Annotated in this window: 12 protein-coding genes; 6 read left to right on the plus strand and 6 right to left on the minus strand. The window is 61.8% G+C overall.

Annotated elements, in window-relative coordinates:
- Positions 1-57 precede the first annotated feature (57 nt).
- Positions 58-1,506, minus strand: coding sequence for a tRNA uracil 4-sulfurtransferase ThiI (gene thiI, locus BN1115_RS12170; protein ID WP_042657349.1), 1,449 nt, complete (start codon positions 1,504-1,506; stop codon positions 58-60).
- Positions 1,507-1,683: 177 nt separating this feature from the next.
- Between thiI and BN1115_RS12175 the strand changes: the two genes are divergently transcribed.
- Positions 1,684-2,649, plus strand: coding sequence for a hypothetical protein (locus BN1115_RS12175; RefSeq protein WP_042657350.1), 966 nt, complete (start codon positions 1,684-1,686; stop codon positions 2,647-2,649).
- A 55-nt stretch (positions 2,650-2,704) separates the two neighbouring features.
- On the opposite strand, the gene BN1115_RS21670 is transcribed toward BN1115_RS12175, so the two are convergent.
- From BN1115_RS21670 to BN1115_RS12190, 4 genes are all read right to left on the minus strand, one after another.
- Positions 2,705-2,953 (minus strand): hypothetical protein, encoded by a 249-nt coding sequence (locus tag BN1115_RS21670; RefSeq protein WP_082034839.1) that lies wholly within the window; start codon positions 2,951-2,953, stop codon positions 2,705-2,707.
- 122 nt (positions 2,954-3,075) lie between these two features.
- Complete coding sequence (gene pbpC / locus BN1115_RS12180; protein ID WP_082034840.1) at positions 3,076-5,508, minus strand: penicillin-binding protein 1C; 2,433 nt, start codon at positions 5,506-5,508, stop codon at positions 3,076-3,078.
- Positions 5,474-10,357, minus strand: a complete 4,884-nt coding sequence (locus BN1115_RS12185; RefSeq protein ID WP_042657352.1) for an alpha-2-macroglobulin family protein — start codon at positions 10,355-10,357, stop codon at positions 5,474-5,476. The genes pbpC and BN1115_RS12185 overlap by 35 nt, the downstream gene beginning before the upstream one ends.
- 165 nt (positions 10,358-10,522) lie before the next feature.
- Positions 10,523-11,182, minus strand: coding sequence for a DedA family protein (locus BN1115_RS12190; protein WP_042657353.1), 660 nt, complete (start codon positions 11,180-11,182; stop codon positions 10,523-10,525).
- Between the two features lie 565 nt (positions 11,183-11,747).
- Between BN1115_RS12190 and BN1115_RS12195 the strand changes: the two genes are divergently transcribed.
- From BN1115_RS12195 to BN1115_RS12215, 5 genes are read left to right on the plus strand one after another with little or no spacing between them, the layout of a single operon-like run.
- Positions 11,748-12,809: an AI-2E family transporter gene (locus BN1115_RS12195; protein ID WP_279615284.1), complete on the plus strand. Its 1,062-nt coding sequence runs from the start codon at positions 11,748-11,750 to the stop codon at positions 12,807-12,809.
- Complete coding sequence (locus BN1115_RS12200) at positions 12,793-14,313, plus strand: efflux transporter outer membrane subunit (protein WP_042657355.1); 1,521 nt, start codon at positions 12,793-12,795, stop codon at positions 14,311-14,313. Before BN1115_RS12195 ends, BN1115_RS12200 begins: the two co-directional genes overlap by 17 nt.
- Positions 14,306-15,400, plus strand: coding sequence for an HlyD family secretion protein (locus BN1115_RS12205; RefSeq protein ID WP_042657356.1), 1,095 nt, complete (start codon positions 14,306-14,308; stop codon positions 15,398-15,400). The genes BN1115_RS12200 and BN1115_RS12205 overlap by 8 nt, the downstream gene beginning before the upstream one ends.
- Before the next feature lie 53 nt (positions 15,401-15,453).
- On the plus strand, positions 15,454-16,428 hold the full coding sequence (locus BN1115_RS12210) for a hypothetical protein (RefSeq protein WP_244152271.1): 975 nt from the start codon (positions 15,454-15,456) through the stop codon (positions 16,426-16,428).
- Positions 16,429-16,438: 10 nt separating this feature from the next.
- Complete coding sequence (locus tag BN1115_RS12215; RefSeq protein WP_042657358.1) at positions 16,439-16,867, plus strand: ion channel; 429 nt, start codon at positions 16,439-16,441, stop codon at positions 16,865-16,867.
- 104 nt (positions 16,868-16,971) lie between these two features.
- Here the strand turns inward: BN1115_RS12215 and BN1115_RS12220 are convergent, their stop codons facing one another.
- Positions 16,972-18,660, minus strand: coding sequence for an FAD-dependent oxidoreductase (locus BN1115_RS12220; RefSeq protein WP_042657359.1), 1,689 nt, complete (start codon positions 18,658-18,660; stop codon positions 16,972-16,974).
- Between the last annotated feature and the right edge of the window lie 37 nt (positions 18,661-18,697).

Consider the following 18,697-nt stretch of genomic DNA (forward strand, 5'->3'; position numbering starts at 1 on the left):
TTAACTGATCGGCATTAGGCACAGTGGCCGGATTTTTTATTTGAGGTGAAAGCACGCTTACGGGCGGTACACCTTGACGTTGTCAAAGCCCTTCTCTTTCAGATAGAGCGCCTGCAGCTTGCTCATCACGCCGCGATCGCAGTAGAGCAGATAGGTCTTCTCCTTGGGCAGATCGCCAAAGGCGGTGGCAAGCTTGAAGAAGGGGATGTGCAGCACTTCACGATCTTCCACCACCAACGGCTTCTCGTCACGCTCATCAGCAGAGCGGATATCCAGGATCACCTCGTCATCGCCCAGCACCTGAGTGGTTTCCACCTCTTGTACTTCGGCGGCGGTCTCTTCACCGATACGGCGGATATCGAGGTAACGGGCCTCGGAGACCACCTTGTCCAGAATGGAGAAGTCGAAGTTGGCCTCTTCCGCTTCAATGCGGGAGAGCTCGGCCTTCACGGTCGGCTTCTTGGAGATGACGCCGCAATACTCCGGCATGGTCTCGGCAAACTCCAAGGTGCCAATGCGGCGGGCTTCGCTGATGATATCCGGCTTGTCCCAGGTGATAAGCGGACGCAGGATCACCTTGTCGGTCACCCGGTCGATCACGTTCAAGTTGGTGAGCGTCTGGCTGGAGACCTGGCCCACGCACTCGCCGGTGACCAGCGCCGGGATCTGGAAGTAGTCGGCAACCTGACCGGCGGCACGCATCATCATCCGCTTGAGCACCACGCCCATCTGGCCGTTGTCGACCTTCTCGAGGATCTCGGCGACCACGGGTTCAAAGTCGATGGCAGTGAAACGCACCTTGTGGGAGGCACCAAACTTGTTCCACAGGTAATAGGCGACCTGCTTCACCCCGATCTCGTGGGCGGCGCCGCCGAGATTGAAGAAGCAGTAGTGGACGCGGCAACCGCGCTTGATGAACTGGTAGGAGGCAACACCGGAGTCGAAACCACCGGAGAGCAGGCTCAGCACATCTTCCTGGGTGGCCATCGGGAAGCCACCCATACCGTGGTGTACCGCACTGATGATGTAGAGCTCGTCATTTTCCACTTCCAGATTGATCTGGATGTCCGGCTTTTTCAGACGCACACCGGCGGTTTCGCAATGCTGATTGAGGCCACCGCCCACATAGCGCTCCAGCTCCAGCGAGCTGAAATCATGTTTGCCGACGCGACGGGCACGCACGCAGAAGGTTTTGCCTTTCAGGCGCTCACCCCAGACGGCGCGGGTCTGCTCGAAGATGTCGTGCAGGTCGGTAAAGTTGCTCAGTTGCACTTCGAGGAAGTACTGAATGCCCGGGATACAGGCCAGGGTCTCGAGATACTGTGCGTGGAACTGATCGTTACGGGAGCTCACTACCAGCTTGTCCCAATCCATCCGTACGCGGGCATCTTCGTCGAAGCGGCGCAACACGTTGCGGATGTTGCCCTGCAACATCTTGGTGAAACGCTGGCGAACTGATTTGCTCTTGATGGTGATTTCCGGGAACAGCTTGATAATGAACTTCATGGTTTTGACTCGGGTGGCCTTGATTTAAGGGCGCGAATTATATCAGAACTTTGTGGCCAGCGCCTACTGGATGAGCGTTTGCTCACATTACCCCACGCAATGTTTGCCGCGCGGCCGCAATCTTGCGTATATTCCCGACCCTGCACCTCGCCAGATTTTTGACAACAGACCGATCCGATGAAGACCTATATCTACTACCCCGGCATGGAGGTACGCGACGAGCTCTGGCTCAAATTTGCCCTGCTCTATCTGGAGCGGCTCGCCTTCGTCTTCACCGTCAGTGAAAAAAGTGGCCTAACCACCCTGCTCGATACCCTGCAGCAGCAGACCGATCTGCTGGCCGAGCGGCCCGATGCCGCCTTCTTTGCCGCCATCACCCCGCAACTGGAGAGCCAGATCAGCGGCCTGGTGGCCCCCGATTTCGTACGCCACAAGGTGTTTGGCAACAAGGAGCTGATTGGTCGCTGGCGCCAGGGCGCCAACCACGACTGCTTCTGCCCGGAGCAGGCCGGACTGGAGCGGCTGCACGGCTTTTGCCTGACCCACGGCTTTGCGACCCGGGATGAGGGGGGGATCAGAATGGCGCGGCGCTTTGCCAACCTGCTCTCCATGCGTCTCGCCCGTGAGTGGGCACTCGCCAATGACGGGGCGCTCATTACCGATCACGACTATCTCGACCGCCTGCTCCACCTGCTCGAATCCCGCTACCACAACCGGGGCGGGCAGGATTGCTTCCACCTCGAAATCCCGTTGCAAGTGCCCACTCACCTGGCCGACATTCCGTTTGCAGAGCTGATTGCCCTGCGCGGGCGCAGCGGCTTTCGCCAACAGCTGGCCGAATTTCATCTGGCCCTCGACAGCCTGCTCGCCATGCTGGGCAGCGGCTATGCGGACCCGGCGGCCCTGACTCGCTTTGAGCAGGCTCAGCAGGGGCTCAATCAACTACTGGGTCCCGAGACCCTCAGCATGCCACTCACCACGCTGGTCAGCACCAGCCTGCCTGCCGTGGCGATGCTCCACCAGTTAAAGGCGAGCCACCCCGAAAGCAACCTCATCTTCCATCCCATCAAGAAGAGCCACTTTCACCAGCGCAAGAGCCAGCACTTCTTCACCCGGCTCGGTCATCTGCGCCAGCCTGGCTGAATCGGCGGAATGAAAAAGGGGTTGGCATCTGCCAACCCCTCTCGTTATCTGCAACTTACCAATCATCACCACGGTGATTGGCCTGCTCTTGCGCCTGCCTGCGCGCCTCCATCGCCCTGTCACGGCGGATATTGGCAGGGGTACAGGCAAACTGTTTCTGATAGCAACGCACAAAACTCTCGGAAGCGGGTTCGAAAGGTGAATAGAACCCGGTACGCTCAGGAGCAACATGGTGATCACCATGATTGGTCGTGGCACAACCCGAACTCATCAGCACCAGCAAGGGACAAAAAACACGCAGCAAAGGAGCACTCCCGATTGGATTTGAATGAATTCGTAATTATTCATAAATCAATTCATTCAATCAAATATTGATGCATTTCAAATGGTTAATTACATTCGCCTCAATGGCTGTCGGCAAAACGCTCAACGGGTGATGGTGCCGGCCTCACTGTCAGGGTGCACCACGCGAAACTCGATACGATCGCTGTTGCCCGCTGCATCCACCACAACCAACTGGTAGCGCCCCGCCACGCTCAGCACCTGATCCCCATCCCAGCGCAGCCGCTGACCGTTGAGAAACCAGGCCGGCTTGCCGACACCGCCAAGCACCTTGGGCTGCAACCGATAGCGCTGGCTGCGGATAAGGTTGCCCTCCCCCAGCGCCACAATGCGAATAGGGGCCTGCAGCTCGGCACTCTGCCCTTCCCCAGCACAACCACTGGCAAGCAGCGCCTGTCGTCGCTCGCCGGGCGTTCGCCACGGCTCCAGTGACAATGGCCAGAGCGCCCGAAAACCGGATTGCGCCACATCTTGGCAGCGTGCCAGGGTCGGCTTGCCCTCGGCGGTCAGCGCCACTTGGCGCAGCGGCGAGGGCCAGTCCATGGGATCCGGCAAGGTGGGAGGATCGCGCCCTTCCAGCAACCAGGCGCTCTGTCGCTGCAAACAGGTTCCAGGCAGGGTTGCGCTCGCCTTGCGCCCCAGCGGCCAGCAGATCTCGGCTTCGCTCACCGTGTTGGGTTGTGCCGGCAGAGAGCTGTTGTCCGAGAGTCGCGAGTAGACCGACAGCAGCAGCGGCACCGCTGCACTCTGGCCGTAAAAACCGGGCATGGGGGTGCCGTCGGGGCGCCCAAGCCAGACGCCGATGGTCCAGCGACCGGAGACCCCCATCGCCCAGCTGTCGCGATAGCCGTAGCTGGTACCGGTCTTCCAAGCCAGCCGGTTGACCCGGCCGGTCGCCTCACTGGCAAAAGGCTGATCCGCCCGCCCCTGTGCGCTCAATATTTGCCAGATGATCCAGGCCGCACCCGGACTCAGCAAGGGGCGCGACACCGCCTGCTGCCCCGCCAGCCAAACCGGCATCGCCACCTGCCCCTGCCGGGTCAGCGCACTGTAGAGCGCCACAAGCTGCTCGAGTCGAATGCCCGCCGCCCCCAGCGCGATGGCCGGATTGGGTTTGTCGGAGAGCGCCAGCCGCACCCCGGCATTGTCGAGGCGGCTGACCAGCTTGTCGGGCCCGAGCGCCTCCAGCACCTGCACCGCCGGCACGTTGAGGGATTGCTGCAGCGCCTGGGCCAGGGTCACCGGCCCCTGAAAGGCGCCGGAAAAGTTGGCGGGGCGATAATCAGATCCCAGCCTTGGCGCATCGGAGAGCAGGGAGGCCGAGTGCACCAGCCCCTCATCCATCGCCAGACCGTAGATAAAGGGCTTGAGGGTGGATCCCGGGGAGCGGATCGCCTGCACCATGTCCAGATAACCGTGGCGGCGCAAATTGCCATACTCGGCGCTGCCCACATAGGCGCGCACCGCCATGGTTTTGTTATCTACCAAGAGCAACGCCGCTGAGGTCTGCTCGGGGAAGCGGCGAATGTAGCTCGCCACCCGTCCCTCCAGCCAGCGCTGTAGATCACCGTCGATGGTGGTGTGCACCAGCGCCCCGGCCTGATGGTCAGCGGCGAGGCGGGCAAACAGCGGCGCCTCCATCGGCGTGAAGTGACCTCGGGCCAGCACCGGCTCGATACGCCCCTCCAGCCACACTTGTTCGGGCCAGACACCCTGAGCCACCAGCCGCTGCATCACCTTGTCACGGGCGGCGCGGGCCCGCTCGGGATGCCGGTCCGGCCGGTTGCGGCTGGGAGCCTGTGGCAGCACCGCCAACAGCGCCGCCTCGGCATAGGTCAGCTTGGCCGCACTCTTGCCGAGATAGGCAAAACTTGCCGCCTGCACCCCCTCCAGGTTGCCGCCAAACGGCGCCCGGTTGAGGTAGACGGTGAGCAAGGTGCGCTTGTCGTAGTGCCACTCCAACTGCAGCGCGCGGGCCATCTGGCGCAGCTTGCCGGGCACGCTCCGGTGGTAGGGCTCGATAAGGCGGGCAACCTGCATGGTGAGGGTTGAGCCGCCCGACACGGCGCGCCCATAACGCAGCCATTGCCAGATCCCGCGCACCATGGCCACCGGATTGACCCCGGGATGACGCCAGAAGTAGCGATCCTCGTAGCCCAGCAACGCCTCGATATAGCGGGGGGAGACCTGCTCCAGGGTCACGGGGTAGCGCCACACGCCGCTGGTATCGGCAAAGGCGCGCAGCGGCCGCCCTTTCATGTCGAGCACCACCCGCGCATAGGCGGGGTCGAGCGGTGGCGGCGGGAAAATCCGATCCAGCGCCAGCAATGACAGCAGCAGTGCTACAACTCCCAGCACCGAAAAGCGCAGCCAGCGCGGCAGACCGCCCAGCCAGCGCCAGCCTGCGCGGCCACTGCGACCCAGGCTCAGCCAACCACGCTGCCAAAAAGTGAGCGGGCGAACCCGCTCAAGGGAGGGTTTGTTACTCAGAGATACGCACCTCGTGGATGTCCTCACCCACAGCCCGCAGTTCAGGCCGGTACATATCCTCAACCTGGGTCGGTGACACCTGATAGCGACCCGGCGTCACCGCCCGCATCAGGTAGACCAGCTGCTGGTTGCTCCCCTCGCTCAGATCCAGCGCTGCCGTGTAGCGGTCATCGCGAAACTCCTGATGCTTGAGGTAGTCGTTCCACTCGCTCTGCCACGCCGGTTTCCCCTCGATGGAGAGCTCTTCGAGCTTGATGCTGTTGCCAAAGGCCGGGTTCTCCAGCTCGAAGCCAGCGGGCACCATCTCCACCAGCAGGGCATCGGGCACCGCCGATTCACTGCTGACATTGAGCCGCACCACCACCAGATCGCCGACCTTCACCTTGGCGGGCTCAAACGGCTGACCGTCGCTGTTGAACCAGCTGCGGGTCACGCTCATACCCTTGCTGATCCGTGCCGGTGCCTGTTCGGGGTAACCGACCAGAGTGCGCTGTACATAGAGGGATCCCTTGCCCTCGTTGATGACGGTGCTCGCGGCCAGTGCCTCGGGGGCCCTCAGTTGCAACGGGGCCGAACCGCTCAGGGATCCACTGCCAAGAGAGGAAGTTACCTTGGTCTGCCAGTCGACGGCCGGATCGAAGCGGGCGAGTCGCAACAAGGCAAGCCGCTCTTGGGTGCTGAGCCACTGACGGTGAGCCAGGGTATCGGCCACCTTGGCGCTGAGATCAGGCCAGCGCTCCGCAGCCAGCTTGTGCTGGCGCAGCAAGGAGAGCTCGAGGGCTCCATCGCGTAACTGCGAACCGTAATCTCCCAGATAGTCATCCCCGCGCTCGGTCGCCAATGCCCGGCTGAGGGCCTTGGCGGCGTTCTGCTCATCCCCCATGGCCGAGAGCGCCAGCGAGAGGTGCAAGAGCGGCAAACCGGAGCGAGCGTGATCGGCCTGCTGCTCCCAGATAAGCCGCAGAGTAGCGAGCGGCGCCTTGCCCACCCGGGCCAGCACATAGGCGCTGTAAGCCTGATAGGCCAGCCGGCTGTGCTCGGGGGCGCTGCTCCAGCGCTCGCCGTACTGGCTATCGGTGAGGTAACTCTGCAGCCGATTTAGCGCCTGATTGAGCATCGCCTCCGGCACCGCGTCGCCTGCCTCCTTGCGCGCCAGCAGGTAGTCAGCGGCATAAGCGGTGAGCCACTGCTCCTCGTCGGAGCGACCATCCCAGAGGCCAAAGCCGCCGCTTGGCAGTTGCAACCGCTGCAGCCGTTGCAGCAGGGCGCGCTGCACATCCGCCTCACTCGCCGCTTGCTTGCCCTCTGCGGGTTTGCGCCAGGCGGCCCGCTCATCGGCCGTGGTCAGCAAGTAGGGCCAGGCACGGGACAAGGTCTGCTCCAGACAGGCATAGGGGTAATCGGCCAGCGCCTGCCACTGGGCTGCCGGATCCCAGGGGGGAGTGCCGGAGAGGCTGAGCAGCCCCTGCAGGTTGGCGCGATCCAGCCCGGCCAGCTCAGCTGGCGCAAAGCTCATCTGCTGGCCGGGGGCCAGCATCTGGTAGCGCTGGCGAGTCTCGGCAGGCCAGGGGGAGCGCAGCGGCAGAGTCCAGTCGCGACTTATCGCAAAATCCTTGCCGCTGGCCGCCAACTGCAGGCTCGCCACCCCGCTTGCCCCGGTCACGGTAAGCGGCAGGGTTAGCCACTGCTCTTCGCCGTTTTTAAGGGAAAGGGTGCTGGGCAGTTCACCGTTTGCTTTCAACCCACCGTTGAGGGTCCAGACAAGGGATAGGGTCTGATCCTCGCCGCTCATGTTGCGCAGCTGCACCAGCGCCCGGGTCTCATCCCCTCTGGCGCCAAAGCGCGGCCAGCCGATCTCGGCCACCAAGGGCGCCACTACCTTGACGGCGCGCTCGGCCTCGCCGACTTGCTGTTCGTTCCAGGCCAGCGCCATCAGCGCCAGTTCGCCGTTGAAGTTGGGCAGATCGAGCGGGATCACCGCCTTGCCGCTCTCATCAAAACTCACCTCGCCGCTCCACAGTGCAGCTATCTCTACCCGGCTCTCCAGCGCGCCGCCCTTTTTCAGCGGCGCCCGATCGCCCCCATAGTTGAGGCGGGCCAGCTTGCCATCTTGCGGCGGGATCACTTGCCCGTAGTTGTCGAACAAATCTTGGGCGAAGCGCTTGCGGCCAAAGAAGATCTCGAACGGGTCGAGGGGTTGATAATCGCTGATATTGAGCACGCCCCGATCCACCGCTGCCAGCACCACACGGCCTTGGCTATTGGGGGTGGAGGTTGCGGTCACTTCCAGCCGGGTAAGGGGCACCGCTTTATCAGGCGCGCTCAGGGTGAGCGGCAGACGGCGCGCTTCCCGATCCAGCGTGAGCGGCACCAGCCCGACCGAGCGCAGGCTCTGCCCCTGCTGCTTGCCAGCCGGTTTGGAGGCGCTGTCTGGCGCGGCGATCTGGGCCGAGATATGCAAGTCATGGCGCTGCCACTCGGGACTGACCGGGATCTCGAACTCGCCGCGGGCATCCTTGGCATCGCCACCGGCCCCCTTGAGCTCGATGCGCTGCCACCAGCGCAGGCCGTCGCCATCTTCCACCAGCAGCAAGCCCTTGCCGGGGCGCGGCGCCACCAGCGTCACTTTGGCCTTGTCACCCGCCTGATAGGCGCGCTTGTCGAGGGTGATGGCAATCTTGTCGGGCCGTGCCTGCTCGCCACCACCGCCCCAGGCGTAACTGCCTATCTCCACCCGCAGGCTGGATTGATGGCCCTGACTATTCTCCACCTCCAACCGGTACCAGCCCGCCGCCAGTTGCAGCGTGAGCGGGGTCGGCCCCTTGCCATCCAGCTGCAGGGTCTGCTCCTGCTCCAGATAGGGCTGGCTGTTGAACTCGTACTTCCACCCCTCGCCATCGGCGTAGTGCCAGTAGTAGTCGCGGTACTCGTTGATAAGACGCACTTTCACCGCCCCCGCCACCGGCTGGCCCTTGTCATCGAGGTTGAGGATCTGGAAGGGGAGCGGCTTGCCCCCTTCCACCCGATCCGCCACGAAATCGGCCTTGAGGGCCGGCCACTGGCTGCCCATGGGCCAGCCATACTGGGTGCGGCTGCGATTGACGGCGCGGCCACCGGGCTCGGCGAGCGACACCCGATAGGCCACCTCCAGCGGCCCGAGGGCGCGCACCCCATCGAGCTCATCAGCTAACGAAAAAGTCCCCTGCCCCTGCGCATCGAGGGTGAGATTGAGGGGCTCGAGATCTTTGGCCTGCTCCGCGAGCAGCACGTCACCCAGCGTGAACTCCTGCCACTGGGTAAAGGGCATGGTAGCGCGGCTGATTTTTACCTCGGCCTTGGCCTTGGTGGCACTCGCAGGTGCGCCGTAGAGATAGTCCCCTTGCAGCGGCAGGGCGAGGGCAGCATCCAGATCCGTCACTTCGCCATCCGGCCCCTTGCCAAGTTGCAGCTTGAGCCGTTCCGGCAAGAACTCCTCCACCAGAAAAGGCCACTCGAAGCGGCTGCCAGCGGCAGTCTTGAGGTTGATGGTCCAGCGCCCGAGCGGCGCATCGTCCGGCAGACGCAGGCCGTAGTGGGCGGCGCCAAGATTGTCCGGCAGCAGGCGCTTTTGTTCGAGCAGCTGGCCGTCCGGCTGTTTCACCTCCAGCTCCACCGCCATGCCCGGCAGCAGCTGGCCATCTTGGCCCTTAAGCAGGATCTCGCTGTCGAGCCGCTCGCCGGGGCGATAGAGATCGCGCCCGCTGAACAGATAAAGCTGCTGGGCCTGCCAGGGCTGGGTGCCGAGATCGAAGGTGGAGAGATCGAGCGCCGCCCCGTCGAGGCGCAGCACCGCCAGATGGTTGCCCTGTTCGGCCAGCAGCAGGCGGGCCCCCTGCACCTGATCGAAGCGGCGATGACCCTGCGGATCCGTGGTTTGCACCTGCAGCCGGTTGCCCTTCTCGTCGAGCAGGGAGAGTTGCACCTCCTTGAGGGGGTCGGCGGTTGCCAAGGAACTGACGAACACCTCCAGCTGATCGCGGTAACGACGGGCACTGAGCCCCATGTCGCTCACCGCGAAATAGGTGGTCTCCTTGCGCCAGTCGTAGTTGCCAAGGGGCGACATCACCGCAAAGTAGACACCGGCCTCCGCCAGCTGCGACTCCTTCACGTTAATAAGGCGGGTCTCGCGCCGGTTGGCATCGAGCTCCAGCGCATAGCGGCCGCTGAATACCCGCTTGGCCCGCTTGGTGATCTGCTCAAGCTCCCAGTTCCCCATGCCGGCACCGGGGCGATATTCCGCCAGAAAACGGGGCAGATACTCGGCATCGACCCGAAAGAAGTCGATATTGACCTCATCCACATTGACCGCGCTGATGGGCAGGCGCAGCTCGTCGCGCAGCGGCAATACCATGCCGCTGGCGGTAAACGAAGCCCCCGCCTCCAGCGGCCGGGTTTTGAGGGTCCAGCTTCGGGGGGATGGGCCCAGCCCCGCCTTGAGGCTCACCTCATAGCTTTTATCGGGCTGCACGTTCGGGAAATAGAGGGTGCGACCATCGTCGGCGAGGATCCACTCCCCCTGCAGCTGCTTGCCACCTTCACTGACCGCAAGCCAACTCTGCCAATTGGCCTTGGGTGCCAATGGGCCGGAGAAGACCAGCGCCAGCGCTGGCGCATCCCGATATTGGCGGGCATTGGCCTGCACTACAGAAGTTGGCGCCCCGGCCTCCTGCTGGGCTGTGGATTCTGTGTTCGATATTTGGCTGGTGGGCTTGTCAGGGCCGCAGCCAGACAGCAAACCGACCACCCCGCAAAGCAGTAAGGCCGACCAGCGGCGGCGCAGAGCGCCGGTTTCAGCGGTAGAGCGGTGAGAAGCAGAGGGAGAGTCGAAGAGGCGCATAGGTTCCATCCCGAGTTGGAGCGCTGCAAACGCAGCGTGGCTGGAAACAGAATAAGGCATCCTGCTCACCCGACACAAAGCTCATTACCCGAATGGGCACATTTCCGCGCCCCTAATGCACGAGAATCCCCTTGCCCACTGATCCAGTGCGGCAAGGGTTGTCATCTAGTCGTGGCTGGTCTCGTTTTTTGCTCCGCCTTTGAACCAGCGAAACAGGATGGCCATGACGGCCGCCAGAAACAGCACCAGTGAGGTAATCAGCAGGGCCCGGGTCAACAGTTCGCTGTGGTGGAGGAAGAAGGGAGTGTTCATCGCCAGCTTGCCCACCAAACTGAGGCAGAGCGCCCACATAAAGGCACTGGCAAAGCTGGCCACGCACATCCGCAGCACGCTCAGGCGGCCAATCCCCATCAGCATGGGGGTCAGCACCCGCACGAACGGGATAAAACGGGAGGAGAACATCGCCAGAAAACCGTACTTTTTCAGCAACCGGGTCGCCTTGGGCAGGCTGTCGGGAGGCAACATCCGTTCGATATGATCCATAAAGCGGGTGCGCTGCAGTGCCCGTCCCTGCCAGTAGGCGAGCACAGAACCTATGCCAGCAGCCAACGGCAGATAGACAAGAGTCACTTCGGGGCCAAATACCCTCATGCCCACCAACCCACCGGCCAGCAGTACCAGGCTGTCCCCCGGCAGGGGCAGGAAGACGAATGCGGACTCCAGCAGCAGTACCAGCATCAGGCAACTGATCAGCAGGGGCACCGCCTGCATCTGAACCAGGGCGTCAAAATCCTGATGCCAAATGGCCATCAGCATATCCAGCATGTCACTCTCCCTACTACAGGGTTCATCATGAACGAGGCAGGGGTTATAGCACCCATCCCCTGAACAAAACGTTAATTTTGTCCGGCGCCGGAAAAAAAGTGTGTGGAAATATTGCTGACATGCCATGTCGTGAAAATATGCAACCCAGTCACATCTTAAACAATGAAGGGGCGGTGCCCTGACCGGGCAACGGCAATACGGACGTGGCACATGTCATATACCGCAAATCCCGCCACCATCCAGCAGTCAAGCTAAACTGAGTCTGCGTACTTGCACTATGGTTCAGATTCACCACCCATCCAGTCAACAATCTGGCTCAACAAAAAAATAATTTAAAAACAAAACTTTAATCACAAAAAAGGCGCTATCCAGCATGACAAAAAGAGCGTGTTACAGTAACTAATCAATAGGGTTCCTGCTATGCCTCTCTTATTTATTACGGTGTCGGGTGTTCTCTGACACGCACCTGATTCGCCAAACATCTATTACTGAGCGGAGTACACCCAACATGGAAAATAACGATCTCTCGGTTGTCGAAAAACGGTTGGTAACGAGACTGCTGGATATGTTCATCAAGCTTGGGCTTATCCTGGCGCTTGCCTCTTTCTGTTTTACGGTGTTTTCGCCGTTCATGAATATGATGCTATGGGCCCTGATCCTCGCCGTCACCCTCTACCCCCTCCAGCAAGGCTTTGCCGCGCGCCTGGGCGGTAAACAAGGCCGGGCATCTACCCTGCTGGTGTTGCTGGGGGTGCTGCTCATCGTTGTCCCCACCGTCGTCATGCTCAGCTCCCTGGGGGACAGCGTCAGCGCTCTGGTCGACAAGGTGAACAACAACACCCTGATCATCCCGGCTCCCTCCGCCGACATCGCCGCCATACCGCTGGTGGGCGAAAAACTCCATGCCCTGTGGCTGAAGGCCTCCGTGGATCTGCCCAGCCTCATCATCAGCTACCAGCCACAACTCGGCGATCTGGCCAAGAAAGTCGTCGGCATCCTGGCCAGTATGGGCGGGGGCTTGCTGGGCTTTGTCGCCTCATTCATTGTGGCTGGCATCATAATGGCGTGGGGTGCACTGGGCGCAATCAGTGCCAAACGCATCGCCATGCGCATCACCGATGAACGCAAAGGACTCGCGCTGACCAAACTGTGCACCAGCACGATTCGCGCCGTGGCCCAGGGGGTCATCGGGGTCGCCTTTATCCAGGCGCTGCTGGCCGGGATCGTCATGATGCTGGCGGGGATCCCGGCAGTCGGCATCTTCTTCGTTCTGGCACTGATCCTGGGGATTGCCCAGATACCGGTCATCCTGGTGACGGCGCCGGCCATTGCCTACATGTGGAGCGCCGGCGATCATGGCACCGCGGTTAACGTTATCTACTCCGTGCTGCTGATCGTGGCGGGCATGGCCGACAACGTGCTCAAGCCGCTGCTGCTGGGTCGAGGTGTCGATGCCCCCATGCCAGTGGTGTTGCTGGGTGCGCTGGGCGGTATGGCAACCAATGGCATTCTCGGGATGTTCATCGGGGCGACCATGCTCTCCATTGGCTATCAGATTTTTATGGCCTGGGTGAATGACGGTGTGGCCACCGACACAACGGGTGTCGACCATGATCCGCAACCCTGAGGCAGGCCGCTACCTGCTGAGCGGCGTGGCAACCTTGCTGCTCTCTGCCTGCACGACGCTCGGCCCGGATTACCGCACACCGCATGTGCCGGAGATCGCCCCGTGGCAAATGACATTGCCACAGGAGCGATCCGCCGGGCACGATTACCAGCGATGGTGGGCCCAACTGCATGACCCCATCCTGACAACCCTGGTCGAGCAAGCCATGCAGCAAAACCCGGATGTCAGGGTGGCAGGGCTGCGGTTGCTCGAGTCACGCGCCCAGCTCGGCATCGCCGAGAGCCTGCTCGGACCGCAGGCAACCATTGGCAGCGGAGAGTGGCTGCGCAGCGGCCAGCAACGCAATGGCAGTTATCAATCAGGCAGGCGTTATAGCGCGAGTTTCAATCTGGGGTGGGAACTCGATTTTTGGGGAAAATTCCAGCGCGGTATCGAGTCGGCCGATGCCAACTACTTTGCCACTCTCGCCCAATATGACGATGTTCAGGTGCTGCTGGCGGCACAAGTGGCCCAGCTCTATGTCACGATCAGAACGCTGGAAGCCAGATTGCAAATCGCCAACCACAACGCACAGATCCAGAAACGCAGTCTGCAGATCACCGAACGGCTGTTCCACAGCGGCAATAATGCCGAACTGGATGTGCAGCAGGCTAACACCCAATACCTCTCCACCCTCTCCAGCGTCCCCCAGCTGGAGACCAGCCTGCGGCAGAGCCAGAACGCCCTGGGTATTCTGCTGGCCAGGCTACCCGGTCCACTGCCGGAGATGGCCGCCAATAGCGGCATCATTCCACAGGGAGAGCTGGCGCTGGTCACCGAGCTTCCCGCAGATTTGCTGCGGCGGCGTCCCGATGTGCGCGCGGCCGAGCGACAACTGGCAGCCCAGTCGGCGCTCATCGGTGTCGCGGAAAGCGAGCTCTATCCCGCCATCTCCCTGATCGGCAGCCTGGGGATCAGCGGTAACAACAGCGATGGCCGCAACATCTCCTGGGTGGCCGGTCCCACATTTAGCTGGAATCTGCTCGATCAAGGACGCCTTGGCAATCAGGTGCTGGTACAGGATGCCCGTTTCCTGCAACTTCATGAGCGATACCGCGAGCGGGTCTTTCAGGCGGCTCGCGATGTCGATGATGCCGCCATCGCCTATGCCAATGGCAAGGAGGAAATCCGGCTACTGACAGCAACGGGAGCGGCAGCAGAGCGCTCTCTGGCGATTGCCAACACCCAATACCGTGAGGGAATGGCGGACTTCCAGCGGGTGCTCGATTCACAACGCGCACTCTTCAACCAGCAGGAGCGGCTGGTCAATAGTCGCGGGGATCAGATGCGCGCCCTGATCACCCTTTACAAGGCCCTCGGCGGCGGCTGGGAGCAGGGGCGTCAGAGACCGCTGGTTTCACCCGAGGTCGACGCCCGACTTCGCACCCGGGATGGCTGGTCCCCCCTCCTCAATATGCCCCTGCCCGCGGCGACGGCACCGAACAAGGTGGACAACCATGAATGACTCTTCATCCCCGGCCGGTCGTGCCAGTCTCAATGGCGTCATGGCCGTGCTGTTCCTCACGCTCTTGCTGCTAGGCTGGTATCTGCTGGCGGATCGCCTCACCCCGTATACATCACAGGCCAGAGTACAAGCCTTCGTCATTCCGGTTGCAGCCGAAGTCGCAGGCCAGATCCAGAAGGTCTACGTTCATGACAATCAGGAGGTCGCCCCTGGTGACCCCCTGTTCGAACTCGACCCGGAGCCCTACGACATCGCTCTGGCACGGGCTCGCGCCGATTATCAAACGGTACTGAGTTCGGTCAAGGCCAACAATGAGATGGTCACAGCAGCAGAAGCCGGCTGGCAGGCAGCCAAAGCGGCCTATGATAACGCCGCCAAGGATGCAGAGCGCCAGGAGCGGCTCTATCGCGAAGATCCGGGCGCCATCTCGGTACGCCGCCTCGAAGTGGCCCAGGCCACCCGGGAGACAGCACTGAGTCAAGTAGCCGCGGCCAAAGCCGACGTCCGCCGTGCCATTGAAGCCGCCGGCGTAACTGGCGAGAACAACTCCCAACTGCTCAGTGCCCGCGCGGCGGTACACAAAGCCGAACTGGATCGCAACAACACCAAGGTGCTGGCCCCCGGCCGTGGCCTTGTCACGGATCTGAACACTGATGCGGGGCAGTTCATCGCGGCCGGTAGCCCAGCCATGACCCTGATCGCCATCCACGATGTCTGGGTCTCTGCCGACATGACAGAGAACAACCTCGGTAATATCCAGACTGGCGACAGGGTCACCATCTTGCTGGACAGCCTGCCGGGTCACTTGTTCGAAGGCGAAGTGCGCAGCATCGGTTACGGGATCAGTGATGGCAAGAGCCAGCCCGCCGGCACCCTGCCCACGGTAGACAACAACCGAGACTGGCTGCGCCAGGCCCAGCGTTTTCCGGTCAAGATCCGCTTCACTCCTGATGATTTCCCCCCCGTTGAGGCACTGCGGGTCGGCGGCCAGGCCGATGTGCTGGTCTACGCGAGCGATAACTCTGTGATGAACCTGCTCGGTGCACTCCACATTCGCCTGATGAGCCTCTGCTCCTTTCTTTATTAAGGTCGCTTATGCATAACGCTGACAGGGCTGTGCTACGGATCGGGACAGGGATCATGCTCACGACCCTGCTCTGTTACGGGCTGGCACTGCCCATGCCCCATCTTGGGCTCATCATGGCCTGGCTGGTGCTGTGCCAACCCGGAGAGCCGGTTGGCCTGAAAAAGGGGTTGGCAAGTGCGGCCCTCTTGCTGGGGATCATGGCCAGTGGGGTATTGCTGGTGCCCCTGCTGGCACACTATGCCCTGGCGGCCGTGCTGCTTGTCGGCTTGCTGCTCTATCTCCTGATGCAGTTGGTGATGGCAGGCAAAGGTGCCCCTGCCATCCTGCTTATCATGGCCATCACGGTGATCCCGGTGGCGGGGCTTATCGAACAGTCGCTGGCCATCGCCCTCGCCAGGATGATGGCCATGGGTACGCTGATCGGCATGCTGGTCAACGGGGTTGCCCATCATCTGTTTCCACCACAGGCCACGGGCAGTGCGGTGGCCAAGCCAGCCCCGCCACGCCCCGAACACCCGAAACGTCTGGCTCTCAGAGCCGTGGCCATCGTACTGCCAGTCTGGTTGCTCGCACTCAGCAATCCCGCATTCTACATACCGGCCGTGATGAAAACGGTCACGCTGGGCCAGCAGAGCACAGCGTTACATGCCAAAGAGGCGGGCAGAGCACTGGTATTATCGACGCTGTGTGGCGCCCTGCTGGCCTTCGCGCTGTGGCTTGGACTGGCAATCTGGCCCTCTCTGCTCATGCTGATGCTACTGCTGACTCTTATGACGCTATGGCTGGCACGACGCTTGTTGCGACTGGTCGCGAGCCGCTTCCCGCCCTCTTTCTGGAGCAATGCCTGGATAACGGCGCTGATCCTGTTTGGTCCGGCCATTGAAGACAGTGCCGCTGGCAAGGATGTCTGGCTTGCGGCGGCAATGCGCTGCGGCCTCTATCTGCTGGTCGCTAGCTACGGCTGGTTCTGTCTCTTGCTGCTCGAGCAGTGGTGGCCGGCAGGCCGCCCACTGGCGGAAACTCAATGAGGAGAGTGACATGTTGCTTATTTTTCTGGTCGGCATCCCGGTGATACTGGTGAACATGCTGCTGCAATCCATGGTATCGGTCTGGTGCATCCGCTTTTACTTCAAGCGATTTGACCAACGGGAAGGGCTCTTCTCCGGAATATTGGCACTATTTGGCATCATCACCATAGTGATGCTCGGCAATCTGGCCCAGATCAGCGTCTGGGGGGCGCTCTTCCTGTGGCTCGGAGAGTTCGACACCCTGCAGGAGGCCATCTACCACTCCGGCGTCAATTTCGCGACCCTCGGCTATGGCGATATCGTCATGAGCGCGCAGTGGAAACTGCTGGGACCGCTGGAAGCGGTCAATGGCGCCCTGATGATCGGCCTGTCCGGCGCCAGTATGCTGGCGGTATTGCAGCACCATATTCGCAAGCAACAGGGTGATCTGCTGCGTTGAGCAGGGTGGTTTGCAAGCACATAGTGCCGGATTTCGCAGAAACAAAAAGCCCCTCATCTTGCACGCACAAGGGAGAGGGGCAAACAGGCACAGAAATAAAACGGTTACTCGGCAGTGGCCATCTGCCAGGTTTTGAAGCCGCCGGAGAGATTCTTCACTTTAAAGCCGTGCTGGCTCAGCAAGCGGCAGGCGACATGGCCGCGCAGCCCGACCTGACAGCTAATAAGCAGCTCTTTGTCCTTGGGCAGCTCATGGAGGCGACCACGCAACTCGTCGAGGGGGATATGCAGTGCCCCCGGAATGCGGCCCAGCTTGTCGAGCTCCGGGCCATTGCGCACATCCACCACCAGCTGATGGGGGTTACGAGCCTGCACCTCGGCCACGTGGCAGAGCAGGGTGTCCCCTTTCAGATGGTTGCTTGCCACAAAGCCCGCCATGTTGATCACATCCTTGGCCGAGCCGAACGGCGGCGCATAGGTAAGCTCCAGATCCTGCAGATCAAACACGGTGAGACCGGCACGCTGGGCCACCGCCAGCACATCGATGCGCTTGTCGATGCCATCCTTGCCGATGGCCTGGGCGCCATAAATCTTGCCATCCGGGGCAAACAGCAGCTTGAGGCTGACCGGATGTGCGCCCGGGTAGTAACCGGCGTGGCTGCCCGGATGAACATAAACCTTCTCGAACGGCAATCCCAGTTGCACCAGTCGCTTCTCGTTGAGGCCGGTGCTGGCCACCGCCAGATCGAACAGCTTGCAGATGGCGGTCCCTTGGGTCTTCTTGTAGGTTTCGCTTCGGCCCAGCATATTGTCGGCGGCGATGCGCCCCTGCCGGTTGGCCGGGCCCGCCAGCGGGATCAGCACAGATTCGCCGGTGACGAAGTCAATCTCTTCCACCGCATCCCCCACCGCATAGATGAAGGGATCCGAGGTACGCATCCCGGCATCCACCTTGATGCCGCCCCGTGGGCCCAGCTCCAGCCCCGCCTTGGCGGCGAGCAGGGTTTCCGGCTTGACGCCGATGGCGAGGATCAAGAGACCGGTATCAAGATGGGAACCGTCATTGAGGGTCAGGCGCAGGCCACCGCTTTTGGCGGTCGGTACGGCGGAGGTCTTCTCGGCAGGCAGATCCAGACTCTCGATGGCGGTGAGGCCGGTGCGCAGGCGCAGGTCGATCCCCTCTTCCCGGATGCGGGCATGGAGCATGTTGGCCATCTCCTTGTCCACCGGCGCCATCACCTGATCGGCCAGCTCCAGCAGGGTGACATCCAGCTTGCGCTGATGCAGCGCCTCCATCATCTCCAGTCCGATAAAACCGCCGCCCACCACGGTGACGTGGCGTGGCTGATCGTGCTGCAGGGCCGCCAGAATGCGATCCATGTCCGGGATGTTGCGCAGGGTATAGACATGGGGGCTGTCGATGCCGGGGAAGGGAGGACGGATCGGCGCCGCCCCCGGGCTCAGCAGCAGCACATCGTAATGCTCGCGCTGCTCTTCACCGGTTTGCAGGTTGCGCACCAGCAATGTCTTGCCCGCCTTGTCGATCTCGATCACATCGTGGAAGACCCGCACATCGACGTTGAAACGGCGCTTGAAACTCTGGGGAGTCTGCAGCAACAAGGCATCCCGGTCGGGGATATCGCCCCCGATGTGGTAGGGCAGACCGCAGTTGGCGAAGCTGACAAACTCGCCTCGCTCGAACATCACGATCTCTGCCTCTTCACTCAAACGACGAGCACGAGCCGCCGCCGATGCGCCCCCCGCGACACCACCGATAATCAGGATCCGTTTCATCTGCAAGACTCCTCATACATGATAATGGGCAATAAAT

It is taken from the genome of Aeromonas allosaccharophila (assembly GCF_000819685.1).
Taxonomy (GTDB): Bacteria; Pseudomonadota; Gammaproteobacteria; order Enterobacterales; family Aeromonadaceae; genus Aeromonas; species Aeromonas allosaccharophila.